Source organism: Leptolyngbya sp. KIOST-1 (genome assembly GCF_000763385.1).
Classification (GTDB): Bacteria; Cyanobacteriota; Cyanobacteriia; order Phormidesmidales; family Phormidesmidaceae; genus Nodosilinea.
In genome coordinates this window covers 64164-90159 of record NZ_JQFA01000005.1, presented here as the reverse complement: position 1 = coordinate 90159, position 25996 = coordinate 64164, and the positions used below count along the sequence as shown (strand labels likewise).

27 protein-coding genes and 1 pseudogene are annotated in these 25996 nt (G+C 62.0%); 9 read left to right on the top strand and 19 right to left on the bottom strand.

Annotation, left to right across the window (positions count from 1 at the left end):
• The first annotated feature begins 24 nt into the window (after window positions 1–24).
• The 3 genes from NF78_RS26655 (at window position 25) to NF78_RS26645 (ending at window position 2047) form a co-directional block, all read left to right on the top strand.
• Window positions 25–903 carry a diguanylate cyclase domain-containing protein gene (locus NF78_RS26655; RefSeq protein WP_081973008.1) on the top strand — a complete coding sequence of 293 codons (879 nt, stop codon included), beginning with the start codon at window positions 25–27 and terminating at the stop codon, window positions 901–903.
• A 65-nt stretch (window positions 904–968) separates the two neighbouring features.
• Complete coding sequence (locus tag NF78_RS26650) at window positions 969–1568, top strand: slr1658 superfamily regulator (RefSeq protein WP_225885434.1); 600 nt, start codon at window positions 969–971, stop codon at window positions 1566–1568.
• A 122-nt stretch (window positions 1569–1690) separates the two neighbouring features.
• On the top strand, window positions 1691–2047 hold the full coding sequence (locus NF78_RS26645) for a slr1659 superfamily regulator (RefSeq protein ID WP_035994407.1): 357 nt from the start codon (window positions 1691–1693) through the stop codon (window positions 2045–2047).
• A 97-nt stretch (window positions 2048–2144) separates the two neighbouring features.
• Here the strand turns inward: NF78_RS26645 and NF78_RS26640 are convergent, their stop codons facing one another.
• The 6 genes from NF78_RS26640 to NF78_RS26615 all read right to left on the bottom strand — a co-directional run bounded on the left by NF78_RS26640 (window position 2145) and on the right by NF78_RS26615 (window position 7815).
• A complete protein-coding gene (locus tag NF78_RS26640) occupies window positions 2145–3461 on the bottom strand; it encodes an HhoA/HhoB/HtrA family serine endopeptidase (protein WP_035994405.1) in 1317 nt (438 codons plus the stop codon).
• Window positions 3462–3739: 278 nt separating this feature from the next.
• Window positions 3740–4645 (bottom strand): 30S ribosomal protein S6--L-glutamate ligase, encoded by a 906-nt coding sequence (rimK, locus tag NF78_RS26635; RefSeq protein ID WP_035994402.1) that lies wholly within the window; start codon window positions 4643–4645, stop codon window positions 3740–3742.
• Window positions 4646–4693: 48 nt separating this feature from the next.
• The gene (locus NF78_RS26630) at window positions 4694–5149 is read right to left on the bottom strand and encodes an ATP-dependent zinc protease (RefSeq protein ID WP_035994398.1); all 456 of its coding nucleotides are present in this window, start codon (window positions 5147–5149) and stop codon (window positions 4694–4696) included.
• 68 nt (window positions 5150–5217) lie between these two features.
• Window positions 5218–6954, bottom strand: coding sequence for an alpha/beta hydrolase (locus NF78_RS26625; RefSeq protein WP_081973006.1), 1737 nt, complete (start codon window positions 6952–6954; stop codon window positions 5218–5220).
• Between the two features lie 15 nt (window positions 6955–6969).
• On the bottom strand, window positions 6970–7458 hold the full coding sequence (locus NF78_RS26620; RefSeq protein ID WP_035994396.1) for a low molecular weight protein-tyrosine-phosphatase: 489 nt from the start codon (window positions 7456–7458) through the stop codon (window positions 6970–6972).
• A gap of 12 nt (window positions 7459–7470) precedes the next feature.
• A complete protein-coding gene (locus tag NF78_RS26615) occupies window positions 7471–7815 on the bottom strand; it encodes a YbaB/EbfC family nucleoid-associated protein (protein ID WP_035994394.1) in 345 nt (114 codons plus the stop codon).
• A gap of 256 nt (window positions 7816–8071) precedes the next feature.
• On the opposite strand from NF78_RS26615, the gene NF78_RS26610 reads away from it, so the two are divergent.
• Both NF78_RS26610 and NF78_RS26605 read left to right on the top strand, forming a co-directional pair.
• Window positions 8072–8389 carry a DUF1825 family protein gene (locus tag NF78_RS26610; protein WP_035994392.1) on the top strand — a complete coding sequence of 106 codons (318 nt, stop codon included), beginning with the start codon at window positions 8072–8074 and terminating at the stop codon, window positions 8387–8389.
• 14 nt (window positions 8390–8403) lie between these two features.
• Complete coding sequence (locus NF78_RS26605; protein ID WP_035994391.1) at window positions 8404–9693, top strand: ATP-binding protein; 1290 nt, start codon at window positions 8404–8406, stop codon at window positions 9691–9693.
• A gap of 83 nt (window positions 9694–9776) precedes the next feature.
• Here NF78_RS26605 and NF78_RS26600 read toward each other — a convergent pair whose 3' ends face one another.
• The 12 genes from NF78_RS26600 to NF78_RS26545 form a co-directional block, all read right to left on the bottom strand.
• Window positions 9777–9968 carry a hypothetical protein gene (locus tag NF78_RS26600; protein ID WP_035994389.1) on the bottom strand — a complete coding sequence of 64 codons (192 nt, stop codon included), beginning with the start codon at window positions 9966–9968 and terminating at the stop codon, window positions 9777–9779.
• Between the two features lie 306 nt (window positions 9969–10274).
• Window positions 10275–10952: a hypothetical protein gene (locus NF78_RS26595; protein ID WP_052051049.1), complete on the bottom strand. Its 678-nt coding sequence runs from the start codon at window positions 10950–10952 to the stop codon at window positions 10275–10277.
• Window positions 10953–11618, bottom strand: a complete 666-nt coding sequence (locus tag NF78_RS26590; protein ID WP_035994386.1) for a Na(+)/H(+) antiporter subunit B — start codon at window positions 11616–11618, stop codon at window positions 10953–10955.
• A complete protein-coding gene (locus NF78_RS26585) occupies window positions 11615–12265 on the bottom strand; it encodes a DUF4040 domain-containing protein (RefSeq protein WP_072016284.1) in 651 nt (216 codons plus the stop codon). Before NF78_RS26585 ends, NF78_RS26590 begins: the two co-directional genes overlap by 4 nt.
• The gene (locus NF78_RS26580) at window positions 12255–12536 is read right to left on the bottom strand and encodes a monovalent cation/H(+) antiporter subunit G (protein ID WP_035994384.1); all 282 of its coding nucleotides are present in this window, start codon (window positions 12534–12536) and stop codon (window positions 12255–12257) included. The genes NF78_RS26585 and NF78_RS26580 overlap by 11 nt, the downstream gene beginning before the upstream one ends.
• A gap of 94 nt (window positions 12537–12630) precedes the next feature.
• Entirely contained in the window at window positions 12631–12891 is a 261-nt protein-coding gene (locus tag NF78_RS26575; RefSeq protein ID WP_035994381.1) for a hypothetical protein, read from the bottom strand.
• Window positions 12888–13277, bottom strand: a complete 390-nt coding sequence (locus NF78_RS26570) for a Na+/H+ antiporter subunit E (protein WP_035994379.1) — start codon at window positions 13275–13277, stop codon at window positions 12888–12890. The genes NF78_RS26575 and NF78_RS26570 overlap by 4 nt, the downstream gene beginning before the upstream one ends.
• The gene (locus NF78_RS26565) at window positions 13262–14707 is read right to left on the bottom strand and encodes a cation:proton antiporter (protein ID WP_035994377.1); all 1446 of its coding nucleotides are present in this window, start codon (window positions 14705–14707) and stop codon (window positions 13262–13264) included. Before NF78_RS26565 ends, NF78_RS26570 begins: the two co-directional genes overlap by 16 nt.
• Before the next feature lie 88 nt (window positions 14708–14795).
• Window positions 14796–16253 (bottom strand): cation:proton antiporter, encoded by a 1458-nt coding sequence (locus tag NF78_RS26560; protein ID WP_035994376.1) that lies wholly within the window; start codon window positions 16251–16253, stop codon window positions 14796–14798.
• Window positions 16250–16585, bottom strand: coding sequence for a cation:proton antiporter subunit C (locus NF78_RS26555; RefSeq protein WP_035994374.1), 336 nt, complete (start codon window positions 16583–16585; stop codon window positions 16250–16252). The genes NF78_RS26560 and NF78_RS26555 overlap by 4 nt, the downstream gene beginning before the upstream one ends.
• Before the next feature lie 453 nt (window positions 16586–17038).
• Complete coding sequence (locus NF78_RS26550) at window positions 17039–18430, bottom strand: cation:proton antiporter (protein ID WP_035994372.1); 1392 nt, start codon at window positions 18428–18430, stop codon at window positions 17039–17041.
• A gap of 207 nt (window positions 18431–18637) precedes the next feature.
• Entirely contained in the window at window positions 18638–20338 is a 1701-nt protein-coding gene (locus NF78_RS26545) for a SulP family inorganic anion transporter (RefSeq protein WP_052051048.1), read from the bottom strand.
• A gap of 379 nt (window positions 20339–20717) precedes the next feature.
• Here NF78_RS26545 and NF78_RS26540 point away from each other — a divergent pair, with 379 nt between their 5' ends.
• The 4 genes and pseudogenes from NF78_RS26540 to NF78_RS33280 all read left to right on the top strand — a co-directional run.
• Complete coding sequence (locus NF78_RS26540) at window positions 20718–22799, top strand: bis-aminopropyl spermidine synthase family protein (protein WP_035994371.1); 2082 nt, start codon at window positions 20718–20720, stop codon at window positions 22797–22799.
• On the top strand, window positions 22799–23263 hold the full coding sequence (locus NF78_RS26535; RefSeq protein ID WP_052051047.1) for a GNAT family N-acetyltransferase: 465 nt from the start codon (window positions 22799–22801) through the stop codon (window positions 23261–23263). The genes NF78_RS26540 and NF78_RS26535 overlap by 1 nt, the downstream gene beginning before the upstream one ends.
• A 189-nt stretch (window positions 23264–23452) precedes the next feature.
• Window positions 23453–23755, top strand: a complete 303-nt coding sequence (locus NF78_RS33285; protein ID WP_318655519.1) for a Uma2 family endonuclease — start codon at window positions 23453–23455, stop codon at window positions 23753–23755.
• Window positions 23691–24008: pseudogene (locus NF78_RS33280) on the top strand (Uma2 family endonuclease); the annotation flags it as partial. The gene NF78_RS33285 and the pseudogene NF78_RS33280, both read left to right, overlap by 65 nt.
• Before the next feature lie 169 nt (window positions 24009–24177).
• Here NF78_RS33280 and NF78_RS26525 read toward each other — a convergent pair.
• Entirely contained in the window at window positions 24178–25974 is a 1797-nt protein-coding gene (locus NF78_RS26525; protein ID WP_035994369.1) for a PTS fructose-like transporter subunit IIB, read from the bottom strand.
• Between the last annotated feature and the right edge of the window lie 22 nt (window positions 25975–25996).

Here is a 25996-nt window from a genome sequence, read left to right as displayed (position 1 = left end):
CCAACCCTGACCTTTGTCCTACCGATGCCCCCTACCATGGCCCCCGACCCGTCCACTGATCCCCCGTCTCTATTGGACCTACCCGAGGTGCTTCGGGAAAACGAGCAGCTGCGCCAGGACAATCAGCAGCTGCGCCAGGAGAACGAAGACCTCCGCATCGCCCTGCTGACCACCGCTGAACACGGCGACCTGATCGAGGCCGATCTGCACAGCACCAACCAGCGCCTCCAGGCCGAGATGGCTGAGCGCCTGCGGGCCGAGGCCACCCTCAAAACCCTGGTGGATCTAATCTCGCGCCAAAAGGCCGATCTGGAGATCATCATGCACACCATCATGGAGCATGGCGATACCCTCGACACCCAGTGGCACCAAAAGTTTTGCGCTGCCATGGTGCGCGCCGACATCGACGGGCTGACCCAAATTCATAACCGCCGCCGGTTTGATGAGTACCTGGTGCAGCAGTGGCAGGACATGGCGCGGGAGCAAAGTCCGCTGGCGGTAATTCTCTGCGACCTCGACGCCTTTAAGATCTACAACGACACCTACGGCCACCTGGCGGGAGACACCTGCCTGGTGCAGGTGGCCACTGTGCTGCGCCACTGCCTGCACCACGCCAGCGATATGGTGGCCCGCTACGGGGGGGAGGAATTTGTGGCTATTTTGCCTCGCACCACCCTGGCCGAGGCCCAGGTGGTAGCCCAGCGCATCCAGCGGGAAGTCTTAGGGTTGCGGATTCCCCATCAGTTTTCCACTGTGGCCCCGGTGGTTACAGTCAGCATCGGCGTCGCTGGCACCATTCCCCAACCCCACACCAGTAGCGCCGATCTGCTGCAACGGGCCGACGAGCAGCTGTATCAGGCTAAGCGGCTGGGAAAAAACCAAATTTTCTCGGCCAGTGTTTGACCGCCTCTATTCATCGTTTGCTTTTCCCTGTAGGGACTGATTTTATGATGTCTACGTCTGCCTCTGTGTCTAATCAATTTGGCCGCTTCGCCACCTGCTTAGACCACAGCAAAGAATACCTCACCATTTGCTTTTCGCCCTCGGCTTCGGCGCGGCAGCAGCGGTGGCGCAACTACGGTCTATCGGCCGATTTTCTGGGCGACTACTTTGCCACCTTTTTTCCGGGCAGCCCCCAGAAGGGCGGTGCTGATGAGGATCTGATGCAGCGGGATACGGTCAAGTCAGCGATCAGCTACATCGCCAACGAACTGCTCGAAAATGCGATCAAGTACCACGCCGATCGCTCCCCCGAGCCGATCAGCATTTCGCTGTTTCTCTACGAGGACTACATTGTATTTCAGTCGCTCAACCTGGTTGAGCCAGGAGCGGCCGAGCAGTTTATGGGGTTTATTCAGAGCATTTTGAGCGCCGCCGACCTGGATACTCTGTTTGCCCAACAGCTGGAAAAGACGGCGATGGGCGAAGGGGATTCCCACATGGGCTTCTTGACCATGATGTGTGACTACGGCGTGGAGTTTGGCTGGGGATTTAGCCCCAACCCGGGGCTACCGGAGTTTACCCAGGTGGATGTGCAGGCCTACCTCTACCTCAAATCAGCATTTTGACCCAAACATCGGTATTTTGTAGGGGAATAGGCACGTCCCAGCGTGTAGTTACCCCCATGCCTGGCCCCAACGGTTTTCCTGGCCTGAGTTCACTGTCAATCCCTGCCATAGCGCCTGATCCCATGATTGAAACTGAAGACTACCGCGTGTACTACCAGGCAGAAACGGCCACTGTTGTAATGGAGGGGTTTCTGCGGCTGGACGGTATCGAGGCTTACCAACCCGTCATGGATCTGCTGCTGGCGGCGGCGATGGAGGAGGCCTGTACGGTTGACTTGCACCAGCTAGAGTTTCTCAACAGTTCGGGCATCAGCATGCTGTCGATGTTTGTGGTCAAGGTGCGCGATCGCGGCACCACCCGGCTCAGCTTTCGCGGCTCTGAGGGCATTCTCTGGCAGACGCGATCGCTCAAAAACCTGAAGCGACTGATGCCCGAACTGCACATTGAAATGCTGGCTGCCCCGAACAGTTCCGCCTGAGCCGGATTGAGCGCAAACCAGAAAAAAGGGCGCGGCAGTCTGCCGCGCCCCCTGCATCAACTCCGCTCAGCAACCTGAACGGAGCCGGGTAGATGCATTACTGGTTGGGGATGTTGCCGGGACGCACCGTGACGGTCTGCTCGCGACCACCGCGCCGCAGGGTGAGGGACAGGTTTTGTCCCACCCGGGAGCGCTCCACGGCCTGCTGAACAGCAATGCTCTCAGTCACGGGGCGACCCTCAACCGCCGTAATGATATCGCCCTCTCGCAGACCCCCCTGAGCGGCCGGGGAGTTGGGCAGAACGCGCCCAATCAGGACGCCAGAGTCTGTATCAACAGAGAAGGATCGGTTGGGGTTGCTGTTGATGTTCTGGCGCAGCTCCGGGGTCAGATTCACCATTTGAATGCCCAGGTAGGCGTGCTCAACCCGGCCATTCTGAATCAGTTCGGCGCTGATGCGCTGCACGGTGTTGATGGGAATGGCAAAGCCCAGCCCCTGAGCCCCCTGGATAATGGCGGTGTTGACACCGATTACCTCGCCGTTGAGGTTGAGCAGCGGGCCTCCAGAGTTGCCGGGGTTGATGGCGGCATCGGTTTGAATGAAGTCGACCCGCTTGTCGGGCACCCCCACCTGGCGGCTGGAGCGCCCCGTGGCGCTGATGATGCCGGCGGTTACGGTGCTGTCGAGGCCCAGGGGATTGCCAATGGCGATCGCCCACTCCCCGGGCCGAATCCGGTCGGAGTCGCTGATCGAGACCGTGGGCAGGTTCTGCGCATCGATTTGAATCACGGCAATGTCGGTCACCGAGTCGGCACCCACCACCCGACCCCTGAAGGTGCGCCCGTCGGACAGGGTGACCTGGACCTCGTTAGCTCCGGCCACAACGTGGGCATTGGTGATGATGCGGCCGTCTGCGGAGGTGATGAACCCAGAGCCCACGCCCCGCTGCACCTGCTGCCGCTGGGGCGCCGGCAGGTTGTTGCCAAAGAACTGGCGGAAGAAGGGGTCCTGAAACATGGGCGGCAGACTGGTCTGCACCGTACGGGCAGCGTCGATGCGCACAACCGACGGTTCTACGCGCCCCACAATGTCGGCAATCAGGTTGGGGCTAGACAGCGAAGGGGCCACAGCCACATTAACGCCGCTGGACTGGGGAGCCTGGGCCTGAATGTTGGCGGCCGGAGGAGCCTGTTCACTGCTATTCCAAAAGCCGTTGTCCCAAAAAACGGGGGTGGCGGTGGGAGCCTCGGCCCCGGTAGGCTGCCCCAGACCGCTGAGGGCTTGCCCGCCAGCGGTGGCTATTCCTGCACCCAAGAGCACCAGGGCCAGCGACCGAGCCCCTGGCCGCAATTTACGCCCAGAAGCCTGGTCAGAGCCCTGCCCAGAGGTACGCCCAGAAGCCTGCCTTGTCATTGCTGTTACCTCGCTTGAATCTCGCATGATATTGACAACAGTAAAGGTATGGTATTGCGTCTGCATGGCATGACCATGGCGAAGCTGTGACACTTTACCGCCGTTCACTGTGCCAATTCGGTGGCAAGACCAGGGACTAGTAGTCTGCCAAGCCAAAGATGACAGGTTAGTGGGGCTCACGGTGCACGGTGTACGGTTCCCGGCAGTCCTTAAACCGTACACCGTGTACCCTGCACCGTTAGACCGTTGGAGCCTGTCACAATCAGGTTGGTCAAGGACTAGTACTTAATGCGATCGCGGTCTTTGCCGGGGGCCGCGTGTTTGACCACAAAGTCGATGATCTTGCCTGCCACATCGATATCGGTGGCTTTTTCAATTCCCTCCAGGCCGGGGGATGAGTTGACCTCCATCACCACCGGACCGTGGTTGGAGCGCAGCAGGTCCACCCCGGCCACCCGCAGGCCCATGGCTTTGGCGGCGCGAATGGCGGTGCTGCGCTCCTCGGGGGTGAGGCGCACCCGGCTGGCCGAGCCGCCCCGGTGCAGGTTGGATCGAAACTCACCGGGGGCTCCCTGGCGCTTCATGGCGGCCACCACCTTGTCGCCGATCACAAAGCAGCGGATGTCCATGCCCCCCGCCTCTTTGATAAATTCCTGCACCAGAATGTTGGCGTCGAGGCCGCGAAAGGCCTCGATCACCGACTTGGCCGCCTGCTGAGTTTCGGCCAGCACCACGCCGATGCCCTGGGTGCCTTCCAGCAGCTTGATCACCAGGGGAGCACCGCCAACGATATCCACCAGGCCGTCGATGTCCTTGGTGGAGTGGGCAAAGCCTGTCACCGGCAGGCCGATGCCCCGGCGAGCCATGATTTGTAGCGATCGCAGTTTGTCGCGCGATCGCGAGATGGCCATTGAGGTATTGGCGGTAAACACCCCCATGATTTCAAACTGCCGCACCACCGCCGTACCGTAGAACGTGTTCGATGCCCCAATCCGGGGGATCACCGCCTCAATGTCCACCAGCGGCTGGCTCTGGTACATGACCTTGGGCTGATGGGAGGTGATATTCATGTAGCAGCGCAGGTGGTCGATTACCTGCATTTCGTGGCCACGCTCTTCCCCTGCCTGTTTCAGTCGTCGGGTTGAGTAGAGGGTGGCGTCCCTGGATAAAATCGCAATCTTCATAGCGCTTCAGGAGTCATCCTCGGGGATAGTTTAGGGGGAAATCGGGAATCAGGCGGGGGGGACGGGCAGGGGCTGCAGGTACGATCGGCCCGGATCCACCAGGTAGCGACGGCGCACCGCCTGCCGCCCCAGCAGCATGCGAAACCCCATCTCGTCGCGATTGGTCAGGGTCAGCTCGATGGTCCAGACGGCCTGGCCCACCTGTACCTGGGTTTCGATCACCGGTCGCAGCTCTGCCTGCCCCCCCGAATTGCGCACCTCACGCTCTTCCAGCAGCACCGCCACCGCTGTGATGAGGTAGTCGTCGTTGCGCTGCAGGGGGTGGGCCTGAAAGCGCACCATGGCGCGGCCTGCCTGCTCGAACCGCTCCACGTCAAAGGCGTGCAGCGCCGACGATCGCGCGCCGGTATCGATCTTGGCCTTGATCGCTGGAACCCCCAGCCCCGGCAGGGCTACCCACTCTCGCCAGCCAATGATCGCAGCCGATACAGTGCCAGAACTCATACCGCCGTTAAGACCATATCAGGGAGCATAGCAGGAGAGGAGAGGGTTTGAACCTGGGGAGTTTTAACCTAGGGAGCCAGGGGCGCAGCGGGGGGATCGTCACCCTCGAACGCGGGGTCCGAGGGGGGGGCTGCCGGGGCGATAGGGAGAGGGCTGATCAGGCTCAGCTCGTAGGGATCTGTTTGGATGGCGTTGGCAAAGGCCGCCTGGAGGGCAGGGCGAAACCGCTGGTCGCCCTCCAGAGTAAGCTTGAAGTAGGCCAGCCCCAGCACCTGCATGTAGGCCCACACCAGCTCGGGGCGCAGCCCAATAATGTCGGGAGGAATGGGCAGGGGCTGATCGCCTGCGACCACATCGCCGATGGTGGAAAAGTGGGTACCCCGGCTGATCAACAGCAGGTAGCGATCGGGGGTGGTCAGCCAGCTAAAGGGTTCGATCTGTTCTGGAAACGCTGGTGCCACGGTGTCGGCGGTGCCCGCCACCACCATCACCGGCAGGTCGAGCTGACTGTACCCCGTCGGCCCAAACAGCACGCTGCCCACCGGATTCATGACAAAGATTGACCTCACCCTGGGATCGACTAAGCTGTTGCCGGGGTTGCCCAGGCGCAGGGCCTGACACTGGAGCAACAGGGAGGGATTGAAGGAGAGGGTGCCGGGGGGACAGGCCGCCGCCAGCCTGGCCAGGTCAAAGCTGGCTCCGGCCAGGGCCAGGGCCGTGTAGCCGCCAAAGGATTGCCCCACCACCCCCACCCGGCTCAGGTCGAGCTGATTTTGAATCACAGAAGGGTTGCGGCTGAGGTTTTCCAGGGCGTTGAGGGTGAGCGACACATCGCGGGGACGGCGCAAAAATTCTTCGTCCTGCACCACCGCATCCGACTGGCCCGCCAGCAGCGCGTAGAGCTGCTGATCGTTGCTGCCGGGGTGCTCCAGGGTAGCGACGGCAATCCCCCCAGTCACCAGGTATTCGGCCAGGTAGCTGTAGCTGTCGCGGGTGCCCCCCAGTCCGTGGGAAATGACCACCAAGGGAAAGCCGCCGGGCGGTACCGGCGGCCCGCCTGGCTGCACCTGGGGCAGATAGAGCAGCGCCGGCCGAGGCAGCCCCGGCACTACCACTTGAATTAAATCGATGCCATACCGGCGCTCGCTCTCGATCAGCTGTAGCAGGGCTCCCACATCGACCGGGTTGGCCTCGGCCTGCTGGCGGGCCAGGGTCTGCACCTGCTCAAAGGCCGCCTCCGACTGCAAAATGGCCTGATTGATCTCCTGGGCGATCGCCAGTCCCTCGGCCAGATCGATGCGGATAGCAACCGTGGGGTAGGTTTTAAGCACGTTGAGCAGGGTAAAGCCGGTCTCAGGGTCGGCCGCCGCCAGAATCAGCGCCCCCCGCAGCGCCTGCACGTTGGCCTGGCGCACCGGCGTTTGCACCACCCGGCTCACCTGCTCCAGCAGCAGGATACCCTGCTCGGTGTAGAGGAACTGGGCCACCCCCACCGCGCTGATACTGGCCGGGGTGACTAGAACCTCGCGAATTTGGCTGAGCTGGTCGTCGGTGATCTGGAGCTGCCGACGGTAGATCTGCAGCTGGGTAGTGAGCTCTCCGGTGGTGGCAAACCGCTCCAGATCGGCGATCGGAATCGAGCGCTCCAGAATGCCGTAGGACACCAGCAGCGCCTCTGCCGCCTGACCGGGGGTGGCCGTTGCCAGCGCCCCCGCCAGCCCCAGCAGCCATGCCAAACAGCGCCGCCGCCACGATCGGGCAAACGGTATCGATGGTTGCCGAGGGGCAGGACTGTTGAGCGTCACAGGATTACCAGCTTGCTAGCGAGAGGGTACCACCGGGTGGTCAAAGATGTGATCGAGGAACCCCTCACAGGCATCGAACAGCAGTTCAATCACGTAGGTGAACCCTTCGGCCCCCCCGTAGTAGGGGTCGGGCACGTCGCGATCGGGATGGGTGCGGCAAAAGTCACACATCAACCGCACCTTCTCGGTGTGCTGGCTGGCCGGGTCGAGGGCCACAATGTCGCGGTAGTTCTGCCGGTCCATGGCTAGAATGTGGTCGAAGCGTTCGAAATCGGCAACTTCGAACTGGCGGGCGCACCCCACCAGTTCAAGGCCTCTGGCCCTGGCGGCCTGAGCCATGCGGCGATCGGGAGGGCTGCCCACATGGTAGCTGGCGGTGCCCGCCGAGTCGCACACCACTCGATTGCCCAGCTGCCGCTGAGCAATCAGGTAATTCATGATGTTTTCAGCTGAGGGCGATCTGCAGATGTTGCCCAGGCAGACGAACAAAAGACGAGTGGTCATGGCGTTCGAGGCCTAGAGACCGGGCAGGTTGAGGCCGCCGGTGAGTAGCTCCATGCGATCGCGCATGGTGGCCGTCGATTTTTCGTAGGCATCTTTCATCGCCGCCGCCACCAGGTCGGAGAGCACCTCGGCCCCTTCGTTGAGGGCTTCGGGGGCAATCGTCACGCCCTTGGGCTCCTGGTTGCCGCTCATGGTCACCTTGACCAGGCCGCCGCCCGACTCGCCCTCAATCTCCATTTGCTCCAGTTCTTCCTGCAGCTGCTTGGCCCCCTCTTGAATCTGCTGGGCTTTTTTGAAGGCTTCGGTCAGCTCCTTCATCTTGCCTAACCCAAACCCAAACCCTTGACCTTGTGACATGGAGTTTCTCTCGAACGTACGGCGTGCTGGCAGCGGCCAAGTGGGTGGCGGCAATCAGCTCTACGATTCTAACTCCCAGCGACAAAATCGCAGAGATTAAGTAGGGTTATCTACCCTTGGCCGGGGGCTCGCCCAAACCTTAGGCTTTTAGTATTGAAAGTCTCGATACACAACCACTCTGGTTTGCCGTCTGGGTTCTCCTTCTGGGTGTGACGAGGGTATTGACCATAGCGCTCAGCGTAAAACGCATAGAACCATGGGATTTTTTGATTCAGATATTGTCCAGCAAGAGGCCATGCAGCTGTTTCAGGATTACCAGTCACTGGTGCAGCTGGGGGGGAATTACGGCAAGTTCGACCGCGAGGGCAAGAAGATGTACATCGCCCAGATGGAGGCGATGATGGATCGCTACCACATCTTTATGAAGCGCTTTGAGCTGTCCGAGGACTTCATGGCCAAAATGACCGTCGAGCAGCTCAAGACCCAGCTGGGTCAGTTTGGCATGACCCCCGACATGATGTTTCAGCAGATGCAGCAAACCCTGGAGCGCATGAAGGCCGAGATCGAGGCATAATTGGATTTTTTCCTATGCCAGATTTAGCCGCCGCCCAGGGGGACGTGCAGCGCTACCGCCAGTGCCTCGACGCTCTCTTGCTCTACGGCAGCGCCTTCCACAACCCCGTTGGCCAGGCCTTTGACGCGCTACTGCGGGCGCTGCAGGGGGGAGAGGCCACCCCGGTGCTTAAAGCCTACGCCACCTGGTTTCAGGCCCTGGCCAGCACGGGCTATAGCTGGGGCACCTATCTGCTGTGCCAGATTGCCTATGCCGAGAATCCGTTTACGACCCAGGCCCAGGCCCAGGATTTTAACCATCTGCCCACCGCCCTGGTTGCCGCCGCCCGCCACGACCTGGAGCGGCTCCAGGCGCTGTACCATCTCAGTGGCGAGCAGGTGGCTGGGTGGGTGGGGGCGATCGCCGCTCTACCCCAGCCCCCGGTAGCCTGGGCCACGGCCTCAGCTGCGCCCTCGCCGCTGCCGCTGCCGCCCGCCTCGCCCTGGGCGGGGGCCATTGCCGCGCTGGCGGCCCACTACCGCCGCCACGGGGCCGGGCTACTGGCCCAGTACCGCGCTTTGAGCTGGCGGGACGGCGCGCTGCGGGGCATTGCCGACCCCGATCCCATTGGCCTGGACCAGCTCACTGCCTACGACCACCCCCGCCAGCAGCTGGTGCAAAATACCCTGGCCCTGCTGAAGGGCTACCGCGCCCTCAACGTGCTGCTCTACGGCAGTCGGGGGTCGGGTAAGTCCTCGCTGGTGAAGGCGCTGGTGAACGAGTACGCGCCCCAGGGGCTGCGGCTGGTGGAGGTGGCCAAGGGCGATCTGCGGGCTCTGCCCCAGATTGTGGAGGATTTGCGATCGCGGCCGCAGCGGTTCATCATTTTTGTGGATGACCTCTCATTTGAGGAGGACGACGACACCTTTAAAGCGCTCAAGGTAGTGCTGGAGGGCAGCGCCACGGCCCGTCCTGCCAATGTGGTGGTCTATGCCACCTCCAACCGTCGCCATCTGGTGCGGGAATTTTTTAGCGATCGCCCCCGCCCCAGCGATCAGGACGAAGTGCAGGCCTGGGACACGGTGCAGGAAAAGCTGTCCTTTAGCGATCGCTTTGGGCTCACCCTCACCTTCGAGCCCGCCGACCAGCCCACTTACCTGGCCATTGTCCGGCACCTGGCCCAGCAGGCTAACCTCACGCTAGCCGACGACGACCTCACCGCCCGGGCGCTACAGTGGGCCACCCGCCACAATGGCCGATCGGGTCGGGCGGCGCGGCAGTTTATCGACTGGCTGACAGCAGAGCTCGATCTGGCGCAGCCCTAGCCGAAACCCGCACGAAAAAAGCGATCGCAGCTGCTGCGATCGCTTCAAAACACCACTACCAGTTAAGCTTTCAAGCTGGGGCTTTAGCGCTTTTCGGTACCCTGGTTAGGAGCGCCTTCTACACCTGTGTTGCTGCTGCCACCCTCGGGCTGGGCTTCGTCTTTGCCATCGCCAGCTTCGTACATGCCGGTGTGGCGCTGCATAGGATCGATAGGCGTGTTATACCCATCTTGCTCTTCGCTGCTGCTCTTAGCCTTGCTTTTATCCTCTGCCATAATATTTGACCTCTAAGTCAGGTTTCTTCTATCAGGCTAAGGCGATCGCAGGTTATCTCAATCCCTCTCTGGAAAGGAGTAGCTCTCACCCCAAAGGCAGACGTTGGCAACCCGGCGCTGGGGCTTTTGCCCTCAGGTCATCCTAAACCCGCGTCACCCAACCCCGATTCAAACCCGATACCTTCCAGGGAGCATTGCCCTGCAACGCCCCGACAAACCGGGGGTATACCGATAAGATTCAGGATCAGATAGGAAGGTCTCACTGGCCGTTGGGGCCGGTGAATGGCCCTGGGGAGGTTCGCGTTTTTATCGCCCTTTACTGACCTGATCGCCCCCCATTGCAGGCGTCGCTGGAGGTCTAGAGGTTTTCTGTAGAGCGGCCAGGGAAGCTTGCAGATTATGGCGCGCCTGCTGCTCCAGTCGGGACCGGAAAAAATCAAGGCCAAAAATCGCGGGGCGGGCCAGAAAGGCGCGCATCAGCTCAGCTCGTCTGTGGCGAAACACCGCCTCAGGCACCCAGGCATACTCCTGGCGAATTTGGGCTTCATACTGCTTAAAGCGGCAGGGGGATGCGCCCAGGATGGCCAGGTCGCTATCCAGAACGGCGCCGATGTCGCCCCCAGGGGAAGAATTGTGGTGCCTGGTGGCCAAAATCATGCCGTGCACCGTCTGCTGCAGCCGGAGGCTACCACCGACGCTGGCAATCACCCGCACCGCCCAGTCTGCGCTCTGTTCCTCATTGTCTGTGCAGTGGGGATCGTAAATCCCATCGTGGAACCAGAGGGCCAGTTCCACCGCGGCTGGATCCTGGAGACAGGGAGTGCTGCGATCGCACCAGGCCAGGCAGTCCCTCAGGTGCTGCAGGGTGTGGTAAGCGCGGTGGGGTTCGGTGTAGCGATCGCACAGCTGCCCTAGAACCGCTGGCGCAGGCAGGTGCAGGCTGCGCCACAGGGTATGCCAGCGATCGCCTAACCGCCCCGGCAATTACAACAGCCCCCGGTAGCGAATAAACAGCAGCGTCACCGCCCAGGACCCCAGGGCCACCTTGAGCGCCACCAGCACATTCAACAGAGGAATCATGCCGCCGCTGAGCAGGGTGCCAAACTGCGCCGAAGGTAGGCTAAAGCCCATGAGGGTAAACACTGACAGGGCAATAAATACCAGCACCGACACCTTCTCCCAGGTGGCCGCGTGCCAGCGTTCGTAGATCGCCTGCATCCACTCCGGCGAGGCGGCGGTGATGGCAATTAGCCCGATCGCGGTGCCACCCGCCACCCCCGCCGCAAACCCACCGCCGGGGCTGAGGTGGCCGCGAATCGCCAGCTCAATCCCCACCAGGGCCGCGATGGTGGCCCCCAGCCGCGCCAGCACAATAGATGGCTCATCGGTGAAGCTATAGAACGCTGCCGTAGGGGTTTCGTCGGCCAGCAAATACTTGGCCCCCATAACGGCGATGGTAAACACCACGACCTCAAAGATGGTGTCGTAGAGACGGTTGCGAAGGATGATGCCCGATACTGCATTGGGCACAGCGCTCTCGGTGGCAACCGCCTCGGCGATCTGCACTTCCAGCCCCTCGGCCACGGGGTCAGGAAACACCACCATTTTGATAAACAGCAGTGCCCCGGCTACTAGATAAACCCACTTCATTGCTTTTCCTCCATCAAGCCTTCGGGGGGCAATACGTTGGGGGTTGCCATCTGCTGGCGATCGCCTTTGGCCATGGTGACCTCCGCCATTACCGGCGGCAGCTCCAGGGAAAATATTTCGTAGAGGCGCGGCACTCGGGTAATCAGCTGATAGGGAGCCTGATCCAGCGACTTTGCCGAGTGGTGGTGTTCTGCCTCTGGCTCGTCCCCGCTGCTCCAGCCCAACGCCCCCAGGCTCAGGCAGCTGCTGTGAATGGCCTTTTCCGCCAGAGCCTGTTGCAGTGCCGCTTTGTCGGCGTAGGGCACCAGCTCCAGCCGCAGCTGGTAGCGCTTGAGCATCGCCCGCAGGTAGTCGAGCAGCGGTTGCCATTCCAGGCCGTCTTTGACGCGGTCCTCCTCCAGCACCCCCAGGCGCATTACCAGCGAAGATCGCACCGCCACCGCGCAGAGGGTGACCGCCAGCATCGTACCCACCAGGGCCTCGGTCAGAGCCACATCGGCTCCCCCCAGCATGGCGTAGACCAGGGCCGCCACCGCCCCCAAAATTCCCCGCATCACCATTGCCTGGTAGGGGTTTTGCTGCACGATTACCATCGTTGCCGCCAGGGGCAGCAGCAGCACAATTGCATAGATGTAGTTAGGCATCATAGCTACTGTCCCCCGTTGAGCAGTAGGCCAGCACGTAGCCCAGTACCGTATTCCAGATGGCCAGGGAGATCAGCCCCAGCACCAGCAGCGGCCATTCCTCGGGAATGCGCAGCAGCAGCCCCACGATGATCGCCATCGATCCCAGGGTGTCGGCCACCGACAGCCCGTGGAGCTTGTAGAGCACCGACCGTCGCCCCAGCAGCGGCCAGGTGCCCCAGTACCAAAACACCAGGCCCACAGCGATGCAGGTGTAGCTGAGAAAATTGATCATGCTGAGTCTCCTGCTAAAACTGTTCGTATAAAGTGGGTTCCAACCTCACGTCCCGAGCTGCATTTCACGTTATAAAGCAATCCCATAACGACCCTCACCGATCCATCACGTCGTTGACCCGCTTGATAATTTGGGCCAGCAACATCAGTGCCGCATTGCCCACGCTGAGAATGATCACCCCCACCACGCCGATCATCCAGTCGTCCTGCAGAACGGCAATCACCAGGATCATCACCGAGGTCTTGGTGGCGATACTGGCAAAGGCCAGCATCCGCTGCCAAATGTCTTCGTCCTGCAGCGCCTCAACCATGGGAATCAGCAGTGCGCCAATCATGGCAATCAAAATTAGGGTCATGGGTTGGGCCTCCGGCTAATGCGGTGCACCTCGTACCAGCCCTGCTCGCGGTAGTGCTGCACGATGGTTTTGGGGGTGAAGGTGATCAAAAAGATATCAAGGAACAGCAGGCTGGGGGTGCGGCGGGGTTTGGCGCGATCGATCGTCACCACCTCGTGGCGGTGAGGCCGCACCATAATTTCCACGGCTTCGGCGTAGGCCTGGGGAATGGCCACCACCACCTCCCCCAGGGTGCGTAGCCAGTCCTTCAGCGTGCCGGGGTTGGTTACCCCCCGTGGCAGCAGCACCGACACCGTTACCCCGATCAAAATGTTTGCCCAGCTCAGGTCAGCGGTGAGCAAAAACCAGATTAACAACCGCAGCAGCAGGTTTAGATAGCCAGCCATGACCACACCATCCAGAACAACACGACTAAGGTCAAACTCATGCCGCCAATCAGGTGCTCAAAGTCTTCCAGCCCCCGAGGTAAGGCGACCTTCACCCGCTTTATCAGCAGCAGATGAATGGCCAGACCACCGCCGATGGTGGCCAGCGCCGCCAGCAGCTTTGGCCCGTTGTAGGCATCTAGATAGACCACGTTGGAGAGAATGAGCGCCCCCAGCAGCAGCACCAGTGCTGTCCACAGCCCTGGGTTGGTGGTGGGTTTGCCGCTGGGCTGGTGGGGCAGCACCATAAACTTGGCGTAGATCACCGCCGTACCCAAGGCCGCCAGACCCAGGGGTCTACCCTGCCAGGGAAGGGCGTACTCCAGCGTCAGGGCCTTGGCCCCAAAGCCGACAAACAGCGGTAGGCCTGCGATCGCCAGACTGCCTACCAGCAGCGGCAGCCACAGACTGGTGGCCATGGGCCGCTGCTCAAGCACCGTCAGATCGCGGCTGGGCAGGTTGCCCACGGTCAAAAACAGCGCCGCCTTGACCAGCCCGTGGGCCAGGGCGTAGACTCCGGCCACTGGGGGGGCCGCCATCACCCAGCCCACCTGGGAAACCGTGCTCAGGGCCAGCACGCGCTTGGCGTCGGTTTCGACCAGGGCGTAGACTACCCCCAGCACCGCCGTAGCCACCCCAAACAGCCGCACCAGGGGGTCAATCTCCTCCACCAGCAGGGCAAAGCGCACCAGGGGAAATACCCCGGCTTTCACCACGACCCCCGACAGCAGGGCCGACACGGGGCTTTCGGCCTCGGCGTGGGTGAGGGGCAGCCATAGCCCCGACACGAACACCCCCCCCTTCACCAGCAGGCCCAGCACAATCAATACCACCGCTTCTATGGGGGCACCGCGCAGGCCCGTGAAGGCAAAGGACTGGTGGGCCTGGTACACCAGCACCGCCCCTACCAGGTAAAACAGCATCGCCGTGTTGCTGATGAACAGGTAGCGCAGGGCCACCCACAGGGTGCGGTTCTGGCGCGGATAGGCAATCAGCAAAAATGCCGCAATGCCAATCACCTCCAGGGCCACGTAGAGGCTAATAAAGTCGGCGCAGATAAAGGTCGCATTGATGCTGCCGTGGAGAATGATCGCTTTGGTGTAAAAAAAGGCCGTCTTGCCGGTGTCCCAGCAGTAGAGAATCACGGCCGCCGTCACCAGGGCATTGGTGAGAATAAAATAGGCGCTGAGCTGATCGGCCAGCAGGGTGACGCCAAAGCTATCCAGCAGGTGCAGATCGATGGGACCGGGCTGGCCAAATAGAGCCGCTGCATAGGCCAGCGAGGCCAGCGTCACAGCCAGGGTGAGCAGACGCGCCGTTTGGGGAAACAGGTACACCGTAAACCCGATGAAGAAGGGCAGTGCTACCCAAACAATCGTGATGTTGGTCATGGGCACCGCTCCTGGGGCTCCGGTTGCCCCCCTGGGCTTTGCTCAGCTGGCGCGGGGACAATACGGGCTGCTGCGCCTGGATAACAGCCTAGATAACTGACCATGACCACACCATCCAAAACAGCACAACTAACATCACACCCATGCCTCCCAGCAAATGGTCAAACCCCTCCGGGCCAGGGGGCAGCTCCAGCGCCACCCGCTGTCGCAGCTGGCCGTAGACAAACCATCCCGCCGCGATCAGCCCCACGGCCTTGAGTAGCTTGGGCCAGGTGTAGGCGTCGAGGTAGGCGACGTTGGCCGCGATCGCCCCCCCCAGCAGCAGGCCTGCGGCCAGTCCCATACCCGGCGATGGCGGTGTCCACCCCGGTGCCGGTGGGCCGTCTTGGTGGGGTAGGCCAATCAGCTTGGCGTATACCGCCGCTGTACCGATCGCCGCGCCGTTCATCACCAGCTCTGGCCCCAGCCCCAACGCCTCCAGGGTCAGGGTCTTGGCCCCAAACCCGGCCAGCAGAGGGGCTCCCGAAATCGAGAGACCGCCCAGGGTGAGTGGCAGCCACAGGGCGGTGGGCATGGGCTGCTGCCGCAGGGTGGCCAGGTCGCGCTGGGGAAACTGCCCCACCGTAAGAAAGAGCGCCGCCTTGGCCAGACCGTGGGCCAGGGCGTAGAAGCCCGCCACTGCCGGGGCCACCAGCAGCCAACCCAGCTGCGAGAGGGTGCTACAGGCCAGCACCCGCTTGGCGTCGGACGCGGCCAGGGCATAGGTCACCCCCAGCACCGCCGTCGCCATCCCAAACGCCTGCACAATCGGCTCAAACTCCTCCAGCACCAGGGAGATCCGCAGCAGCGGAAACACCCCGGCTTTTTCCACGGCCCCTGACATCATGGCCGAGATTTGGCTCTCGGCGGCGGTGTTGGTAGCGGGCAGCCACAGCCCTGAGACAAAAATGCCGCCCTTGGTCAATAGCCCCATCAAAATCAGCGCCGGGGCCTCGGCGGGGACACCGCGCAGCCCTTCAAAGGCAAAGGACTGGTGGGTGCGGTAGACCAGCACGGCCCCCACCAGATAAAACAGCATGGCGACATTGCTGATGAACAGGTACCGAAGACCGACCCACAGGGTCCGGTCGGTGCGGGGGTAGGCAATCAGCAAAAAGGTGGTCATGCCCACCACCTCCAGGGCCACGTAGAGGCTGATCAGATCGGCACAGACAAAGGTGGCGTTGACGCTGCCGTGGAGCACGATCAGCTGGGTATAAAAGAAGTCGGTTTTGGGGCTATTCCAGCTGTAGATCAGCACCACCGCTGTCACCAGGGCATTGGTGAGAATAAACCAGGCGCTGAGCTGATCGGCCCGCAGCGCCACCCCGAAGCTGTCCAGCAGGCTTAGATAGAGGGGCGCAGGCTGGAGAAAGACCGCCGTGGCGTAGGCCCCAGAGAGCAGCGGCACCCCCAGAGTGAGCAGCCGGGCCGCCGGAGGCAGCAGGTGAATGCTGAAGCCGATGAACAGGGGTAGGGCGATCCAGAGAATCGTAAATTCGCTCATCGCCGGTACTCCTCCTCAATAGCGCGGGTCTCGAGGGTGGGGTTGTCGCGGGCTAGCTTCATGACCCCCACCAGCATCAGCGCCTGAATCGAAAACCCAATCACGATCGCCGTCAAAATCACCGCTTGGGGCACCGGGTCGGCATAGCCCTCCTCCGGCAAGAAGCCCACAATCGGGGTCCGCATCCCGGTTCTGGCCGCCACCAGCACAAACAGCGCGATCGCCCCGGTGCTCATGACATCCATAGCAATGATTTTCATCACCAGGTTCTCCTTAAAGATGATGCCGAAGAAACCTAGCAGGATTGTGGCGTAAACGCAGGCGTGGAGCATTTTGAGTGGATGGGTAGGGGGTGGGCAGGTGGGTGGGCGAGTGGATGAGTAGGTGGGTGGATGGGTAGGTGGGTAGGCGAGTGGATGGGGGGGCGGGTGGATGGGTAAAAGTGGTGGATGACTTCAGGGTTTAAAGCCGCCTACCAGTCGGTTGGCAGAACAGGGGTTTAAACCGATGATCGATCAGTCCTTTCCGTGAGGTGAAGGACGGCCGATTTTGGTTTGCGCCCCTCAGGGGCGACGTCCTTCTCGTAGGCCGTAGGACGCGCGGAGCCGGGGGTCTGGGGCCAGCGAAATGGCCCCAGCAGCAGATCTGGCTTTAACCCCCAACTGTGCGCCGCAAAACCAACTGCAAAATCAACCCGACCAAAGACTATTGAGGTGATTTCAGCAAAACAACCTCTTCAATGGTGGGCCGTGCCCAGCCTACGGCGACTAACTAGGCAGACACCGTTAGGACGCCACGTCGGCGGGTTCGGGGGCCGCCTCTGCGGCGATCGCCTCCGCCTCACTGCCCTTAAAGGCAATCCGCAAAAACGGCGGAGCCAGAAACGTGGTGGCAATCACCATGATGATAATCGCTGCCTCCAGGGGCTTCGTCAGCACCCCGCTGGCCGAGCCAATGCCCGCAAACACCAGCCCCACCTCGCCCCGAGGCACCATGCCGATACCGATCGCCAGCTTATTCAACGGCTGACCAAAGGCCGTCCAGCCCGTGATCACCTTGCCCACGATCGCTACCGCCAGCAGGAACACGGCAATTACCAGGCCCTCCCGGTTGGCCGCCACGGCGGGGTTCAGCACCCCCAGGTCGGCCTTGGCTCCCACCGTAACAAAGAAGATGGGCACCAGAATGTCAGCGATGGGCATTATCTGGCGATCGAGTTCCTTGCGCTTGTCGGTTTCATCCAGCACCAGACCCGCCGCAAAGGCCCCCAAAATGGCCTCCAGGTGAATCACGTTGGCGAAAAAGGCCATCAGAAAGGCAAAGGTAATCGCTGGAATCACCAGGTTGCCGCGGGTTTGCAGCTTGTCTGCGATCGCCACAAAAGACGTATTGAAAAACTTACCCAGGAAAATTGCCCCCAGCAGGAACCCCGTGGCGCTGACAATCAGGTACACCACATTCAGCACATCCACCTCGCCGGTCTTGGCCAGACTGGCCACCACCGCCAGCACGATAATGCCCAGCACATCGTCAATCACCGCCGCGCCGACAATGATTTGGCCCTCAGCGGACTTCAGCTGGCCAATTTCCGACAGCACCTTTGAGGTAATGCCAATGCTGGTCGCCGTCAGCGCCGCCCCGGCAAAAATTGCCGGAATCGTCGGCACGTGGAACAGCGCCATCAGCCCCGCTGTGCCCAGGGCAAAGGGAGCCGCTACCCCCACTACCGCCACGATCGCCGCCTGGGAGCCCACCTTTTGCAGCTCTCGCAGGTCCGACTCCAGGCCGATCTCAAACAGCAGAATAATTACCCCTAGCTCCGCCAGCACCGAGACTACCTCGCTCTGGCTGCGGAAGACCTCTACTGCCGCCTCGGGGGTGAGCCCGCCCAGCCACTGCAACAGCCCCATCAGCTGGGAATCGGCGGCGGTGGCCCCACTCTCGGGAAACATAATCAGGTGCAGGGCCGATACCCCAACAACCACCCCGGCCACCAGCTCTCCCAGCACCGGCGGCAGGTCGAGCAGCTTAGACAGTTCGCCGCCCAGCTTGCTGGCCACATAGATCACCACCAGGCTGAGCAACACCCCAGCCAGCACCATCGGCCCGGTGTCGGCCTCCGGAGCAGCGGCCAGCAGCGGCCACGCCCCCATAGAAGACACTACGGAATTCAGCATCAATACCTCCTAAATCAATCGTTTCAACGCGGAAAACATAGGTAGGGTGCATGTGCGGCTACCCAGCTAGAACTAACCACCCTCAATCGGGAAGAAAGCTGCAATGCACCCTTGACTGGATAGGGAAAGTCTTACCCTGGGGTTCGAGCGGTGCGCTGCTTTGTGCTGGCAAACCCTGGCCCCAGGGCAATACCCCAGCAGGGGTCCCTAAAGCGTTGCCGTCCCAGGTTCTAGGGCAACGGCGGGAGGCTCTATCCCGTCCTGGGCCGCCAACAGCCGTAGGGCTGCGCGCAGGGCCTCAGTGCGGGTCGTCACCAGGTGGTCAGGGGGCACAAATCGCAGCACTCCAAGCTTTTCGAGCCGACTCAGGGTCTTGCCCCGCGCCCCGGCCAAGAACACGGGCCGACCGGCATCGCTGGCATCCTGAATGGCGTTTTCCAGAGCCAGGGCGGCAGTTACCCCCAGGTGGGGCACATCCTGCAAATCCACAATCAGCACATCGTGGGCATCCATGGCGGTGTGCTCCTGGGAAATTGCCCGCGCCACCCCAAAGATCATCGGGCCGCTGAGGTGAAACAACAGCACTCGGCCATTGGCCTGGTCGATCAGCGCCTTGTCCTCGGCGTTCATGGGCACATCTTCGTCGAAGTCGTTGATTGCCTTCACCTGGTCAGACTGGAGCTTGGTGAGCCGTTCGATGGTGAGCACGTTGGCAATGAACACGCCCACACCCACCGCCACAATCAGGTCCACGAACACCGTCAGAAACATAACGCCGTACATGATGGCGGTGCCTTTCCACGACACCTGGTGGGCCCGCTTCAAAAAGCTCCAGTCGAGAATGTCGAAACCGACCTTGACCGCAATCCCCGCCAGCACCGCCAGGGGAATCTCTCGGGTCAGCGGGGCGGCCCACAGTACCACCACCAGCAGAATGCCGGCCCGGATCAGACCCGAAAGTGCCGTGCGGCCCCCGGCCTGAATGTTCACCACCGTACCCATGGTGGCCCCGGCCCCCGGCATACCGCCAAACAGGCCCGACATCAGGTTGCCAATCCCCTGGCCGATTAGCTCTTTGTTGGAGTCGTGCTGGGTGCGGGTGATGCTGTCGGCAATCATCGCCGTCAGCAGGGCGTCAATACAGCCCAGCATCCCCAGCACCAGACCATCCACCAGCATGACCCTGAGCTGATCGGCCCCAAACACAGGCAGTTGCAGAGACGGCAACCCGGTGGGAATCTCGCCAATCAGCCGCAGATCGGCCCCGGCAAACACGGTCAGGGCCAGCAGAGTGCCGACCACCAGCACCAGCAGCTGCGGCGGCACCCAGCGACCAAACCGTTTGGGCATGAGAAACAGCACCGCCAGGGCAAAGGCCCCCAGGGCTACCTCCGCCGGATCGAGGGTGCTCACCATTCCCGGCAGACTGGTCAGGGTGCCGACCACACCGCCCCTGGGGGTGGCGTGGCCCAAAAATGGCCCCAGCTGCAGAATGATCAGGATGATGCCGATGCCCGACATAAAGCCCGAAATCACCGGGTAGGGCATCAGGGTGACGTAGCGCCCCAGCTTGAGTACGCCAAAGATAATCTGAAACAGACCGGCCAGCATGGCGACCGTAAAGGCCATAGCCATGCCGTTTTCGGGGTCTGACGCGATCAACTGGGCAATGACGGCGGTAAACACCACGGTCATTGGGCCCGTGGGTTCTGAAATTAGCGTCGGCGTGCCCCCAAACAGCGCCGCAAAGAAACCAACAATCACGGCCCCGTAGAGACCCGAAGCGGCCCCGGCCCCCGAGGCGACCCCAAAGGCCAGGGCCATTGGCAAGGCAATTACTGCGGCGGTAACGCCCCCAAAAGCGTCTCCACGCAGATTGCGAAAGTTAATGCGATTTGTGATGCCCATCGCCAGCACCTCAACTCCTAAATTGATTCAGGTAAATGAAAATTGATTTGGCATCGAAAAAACTCTATAGGCAAACTGTACCATTTCTGTCTGAGAAATTGGACTGGGTTGGCAATTGTTTTTTCTGATGACAATGACAAGGAGACGTTAGGACGGGCTAGCAGAGGTAGAGCAGCTTTTGCTGGGGGTGTCAGGTGTCAGGTGTCGGGTGTCAGGAACGGTTGGCTGGCTTCTGCCGCAGAGTATTAGTCTTTCTTGGGTGCTGGCTAATCCCTACGGCGGACGGATGACGGCGGGAAAGTCTTGCGGTTTGCTGCGGCGATCGCCTGTCTGCCCGTCTGCGGTGCTATAAGGGCACGGTAGTTGACTGAAACTGGCTATGGTTGAGCGCTCGATCGTTCGTCGCTCTCTGGGGGCGGTGCTGCTGGGGCTGCTGCTGGGTTTCATCGTAACAGTGGCAAACGGGGCCGCGATCGCCCAGCCTGTCCCCGATCCCACCTACCGGGTGGGGGAAACCTTCACCCTGCAGACCACCACCCGGCTGCGGGGCCGCACTGGCGAGTACCGGGGCTATCGCGAGGAGGAGCGCGATCGCCGCACTTACACCATTACTAATGTGGCGGGCAACGTGGTCTCCTGGCGGGTGACCTCTGATTTTCGCTACTCCGACAGCGATGGCGGCAGCATGGCGGAGCGCTTTGTATTTGATGTGCAGACCGACGCCACCACCCGCGCCTACCTGAACGGCACCTACGACGGCCCCGCGATCGCCCGCGACTACTACACCTTCGACTACATCTGGTTTCGCATCGACCCCACCGCCGCAGGCATCGAAACCCGCCACCCGATTTTGGGCAATACCTTTGTGGTGCAGGGGCCGAGGGCGGCGCGGCTGGGGCCGCTGCGGGCGGTGGATAGCCTGCACCTGGCCCTGGAGCAACCCTATTCCCGCACCGTAGCCAACACCGAGTACGACCCCACCGGCCAGTGGCAGCTCGATGTGGGGGATGAGAACTACGACTTTGACCCCGCTACGGGCTACGTGGTGCGGGCCGACTGGCAGGCGGCGGGCCGCACCAGCGTCGGCCAGTTTGACTGGTCGGAAGCGATTGTGCTGCAAGACAGCTCGTTTCCGCTGGCGGTGAACTGGGGGGCCACCGCCGCCGGGCTGGTGGTCCCGGTGGGGCTGGGGGGTGGGGCGATCGCCCTGCTGCTCAGCTACCTGCCGTTCCAGGGCTGGCGCTGGCGGCGGCAGGTGGAAACCCTGCTGCGGTCAATGGCCCCGGGCGGCAGCGGTCTGGTGGCCGAGGCGGCGGCCCGGCGCGCCCTCTCCGCCTGGAACCCGATGGCGCTGCGCTACACCGACCTGCTCGACCCCAGCGCCCTGGGGGGTGACTATCTGGAGCTGCGATCGGGGGTCTACATTATTAATGACCTCAACAACCGACTGGGAATTGTCGATACCCACGCCAACGACTACCTGCCCACCCAGATTTTGCCCACCCAGCTCGACAACCTGCGGCTGCTCTACCGGCTGGCCCTGGGGGTGTCGCCGGGGCAGGGGGACAGTTCAACAGCAGGCGACCCAGCCCGACCCCCAGGCAGCGGAGTTGGGAACGCCCCTGATTTGTCCCTCTATGGGGTGCGATCGCGCGGCTTTGCCCAGCCCGACGCCCACGGGGTCGAGGTGTACAGCGCCCATCGCGGCTCCGCCCCCGCTAACCCGTCCTACCAGGACACCATTCAGCTGCTGGCCCGGCGGCGGGTGCTCGACTACACCCTGGGCCAGGCCCCCCTCTCCCCCCAGTCCCACCTCAAAAAGGTGGAGAGCATCCTGCGCGATCGCCCCCGGCAGGTGCTGCTGGTGGGGGACGACGACCTGGTGTCGGTGTCTTTGGCCCGCCAGGGCATCGCCGCCACCGTGCTGGAGGTCGACCCCTACACCTGCGCCCTGATCCAGGGCATCGCCCAGCAGGAGAACCTGCCCATTGACCTCTGGCAGCACGACCTGCGCCGCCCCCTGCCCCCAGACCTGGACGACCCCAGTCGCCGCTTCGACCTGTTTGTCACCGACTCCGACTTCACCATCGAGTCGTTCTTTTTGTTTCTCAGCCGGGGGCTGGCGCTGCTGCGGGTGGGGGGCACCGGCCTGATCAACTTCGAGCACCGCCGCGCCCAGCGCTACCGCGCCCGCTACCTGCTGCAACGGCTCCAGGTAGAGATTGTGGAGGAAGACCGGGAGCGCTGGCGCTACGTGATTTTGCGCAACACGAAAAGCAGGGCCAGCGGCTTCTATACGGGCAAGTACATGGCGGTAAACTACCGGGAGGGCGACATTGGCCTGGCGGAGGCCAGCTACGGGTCGGTGCTGTTTCGCATCCGCCGCACGATTAATACCCAGGTGCCCCTGCGGGCGGGGGCACCCTTCGGTGGCGGCGATCGCTCCATCTATGATTACTAATGCCCACCCAATTCACCATTGAGCGCTGCCACAGCGCCCCCGCCATTCTCGCCGCCGCCCGCCCCGGCCTGGCGGACGTGGAACAGTGGATTTCTGCGGATAAGCTGGCCTTTTTCCTCGACCGGGGCATCTACATCGCCTTTTTGGCCTACGGCCAGCCCCGGGTCATCGATCTGCCCCTGGGGGTAATCATGGGCGGCCTGGAGGAGGAGGGGCGGGTGTGGGTGGAGGCCCTGTCAGTACACCCCACCTACCGACGGCTGGGGGTAGCCACGGCGCTAATGGCGGAGCTGCGCGCCCAGGCCCGTTCGGCCCAGGCCCGAGGGCTGATGGTAGATCTGGACGACGACAACACCGCCGCCCTCCGGTTCTACAAAAGCGTGGGCTTCAAAAAGGTGGGCTCTGTCGATCAGTACTACTACGACGCTTCCAGGGCGATCATTCTCTTCTGCCCCTTGGGCTGATCTAGGATGACCATTGTGCAGAGGCAAAGAGCTTGTACCGACAATCTGTAGGCAGAGCCGATAATCGCTGCCCGCTGCGACCCGGCCTGGCCCTCGCAAGATGGTCTTTGTGATCTGTCGCCCTGCGCTAGAGTTAAGCCAAACCACCCTCACTCTCAGCAGCGCTATCGTCCAAGTTCGGTCGTCCCTATGATTGCTGTTCCAAACTACATCAGTGCCGACGAATACCTTGACCTCGAACGCCAGAGCAATCTACGCCATGAGTATCGACGCGGCCTGGTCTATGCTATGGCGGGCGGCACCGACAACCATGACCGGATTGCCTTCAATCTGCTCAAGCTGATCGATAACCACTTGGGCGACATCCGGCTGCCGGTTCTACTCAGGCAACGTCAAGGTCAACTACCGCGACGAGTTTTACTACTACCCCGATGCCTTTGTCACCTGCGATCCGCGCGATCGCAGCGATCGCTACGTCAAGCGCTTCCCTAAGCTGATCGTCGAGGTGCTATCCACTAGTACCTAGGGGTTTGATATTGATGAAAAGTTTGCGGACTATCAGCAGCTTGAATCTCTGGAAGAATACGTGTTGATTTCTCAGGATGGTCAGCAGGTGGAGTGCCGTCGTCGTACGGCCATCGATAGCTGGGAAACGGTGCAGTACGATGAGGGCGATCGCGTCACCCTCACCAGTCTAAATCTCACCTTTGCCCTGGCTGACCTCTACCGGGGGCTTGACCCGTAGATTCCCACCTCCTACCTGGTTACCTCGGGTGTTTATTTCTGGTAAACAGTTTCCTACTGCCTACGACCCCGCTCAGGATACAAGCTTCCTGAGCGGGGTCGTAGGAGGCATTGCTGCCCCAAGGCGGCCAGGGTAATATTAGAAGGTACTACCTGCTCTGAAAATCACCCTAGACCTCAGCCACCGCCTTTTTGCGGGGGAACCAGTGCTTGAGCTGTACGGTGGCCAGGGCGGTGACCAGGGTGCCCGCTGCGATCGCCACAATATACAGCCCCACATTTTCCACCGCGTTGGGAATCGCCAGCACAAAGATACCGCCGTGGGGGGCGCGCAGGGTACAGCCAAAGGCCATCGACAGCGCCCCGGCCACGGCAGACCCAGCAATGCAGGCGGGGATAACCCGCAGAGGGTCGTTGGCGGCGAAGGGAATCGCCCCTTCGGTAATAAAGGAGATGCCCAGCACCGAGGCCACTTTGCCCGCCTCCTGCTCCGCCTGGTTGAAGTATTTTTTCGAGACAAAGGTGGCCAGGGCCAGGCCCAGGGGCGGGGTCATGCCCGCCGCCATCACCGCCGCCATGGGCGCGTAGAGGTTGGTGGTCAGCAGCCCCACCGCAAAGGTGTAGGCCACCTTGTTGACCGGGCCACCCATGTCAATGGCCATCATGCCGCCCAGAATTAACCCCAGCAGCAGGGCGTTGGTGCCGGTCAGCCCCTCCAGGTAAGTGGTCAGCCCCACCATCAGGAACCGCACCGGCCCACCAAACACGTAGACCAGCAGCAGCCCGACGATCAGCGTCGCTAGCAGCGGGATCACCAGCACGGGCTTCAGCCCCTCAAAGTTGGTGGGCAGTTTGACCTTGTCGCGCACAAACAGCGCCACGTAACCGGCCAGAAAGCCCGCCAGAATGCCGCCGAGGAAGCCCATATCTAGATTCGCCGCCAGCATGCCGCCAATCAATCCGGGGGCCAAACCGGGGCGATCGGCGATGGAAAAGGCAATAAAACCCGACAGCACCGGCACAATCAGCGCAAAGGCCGCGCCGCCGCCGATCTGCATCAGCGCGTCGCCAAAGGTGCCGGGCTCGGGGTTGATGCCAAACACAAAGGACAGGGCTATGATCAACCCCCCGGCCACAATCACCGGCAGCATGTAGCTGACCCCAGTGAGGAGGTGCTTGTAGGGGCCAGAACGGCTTTCGGAGCGCTCGGCCTTGGCCCGGTTCACGTCGTCTATGTAGCTGCCCGAGCCGCCTTGGCCGCCGCCCGCCACTGGGGCAGCCAGCGCCGCCGTCACCACATCGGTGCCGCTGTGGATGGCGGCCTTGGTGGAGGTCTGGTAGAGGCGCTTGCCGCCAAAGCGCGACAGATCCACGTGGGTGTCGGCGGCGATGATCACCGCATCGGCGCGGGCGATGTCGTCTTCGGTGAGGGCGTTCTGCGCCCCCACGGAGCCCTGGGTTTCCACTTTGATGTCGTGGCCCAGCTTAGTGGCCCCCTGCTTCAGCGCCTCGGCGGCCATAAAGGTGTGGGCAATGCCCGTGGGGCAAGAGGTGATGCCGACGAAGAACTTGTTGGCAACGGTAGTCTCTGGGGCCACCACGTCCTCCGGCAGCGGGTCGTTGGGGTGGGGCGTGGTTTTGAGCGCCCCCAGGGCGGGGCGGTATCCCACCAGGGCCACGGCGCTCTGGATCACCATTTCGGTGTTGCGGATGGCTTCGCTGGTGGAGACGGCGTAGACGGGTTTGCCGGAGAAGCGATCGCGCTCCACCGCCCCGTCAGCCCCCACAATCACCACCTCAGCCTGGGCAATAGCCTCGTCGCCAAGGGCGGTGACGACATTGCCCCCCTGGGCTTCGACAAGAATCTCATGGCCGAGGGCCTGGGCGGTGCGGCGGAGGGCTTCCGCCGCCATCTGGGTATGGGCCTCGCCAGCGGGGCTGGCGGTGATGGCAACAATTTTGGTCATGGGCGTTTTTGGCTTTTGGATT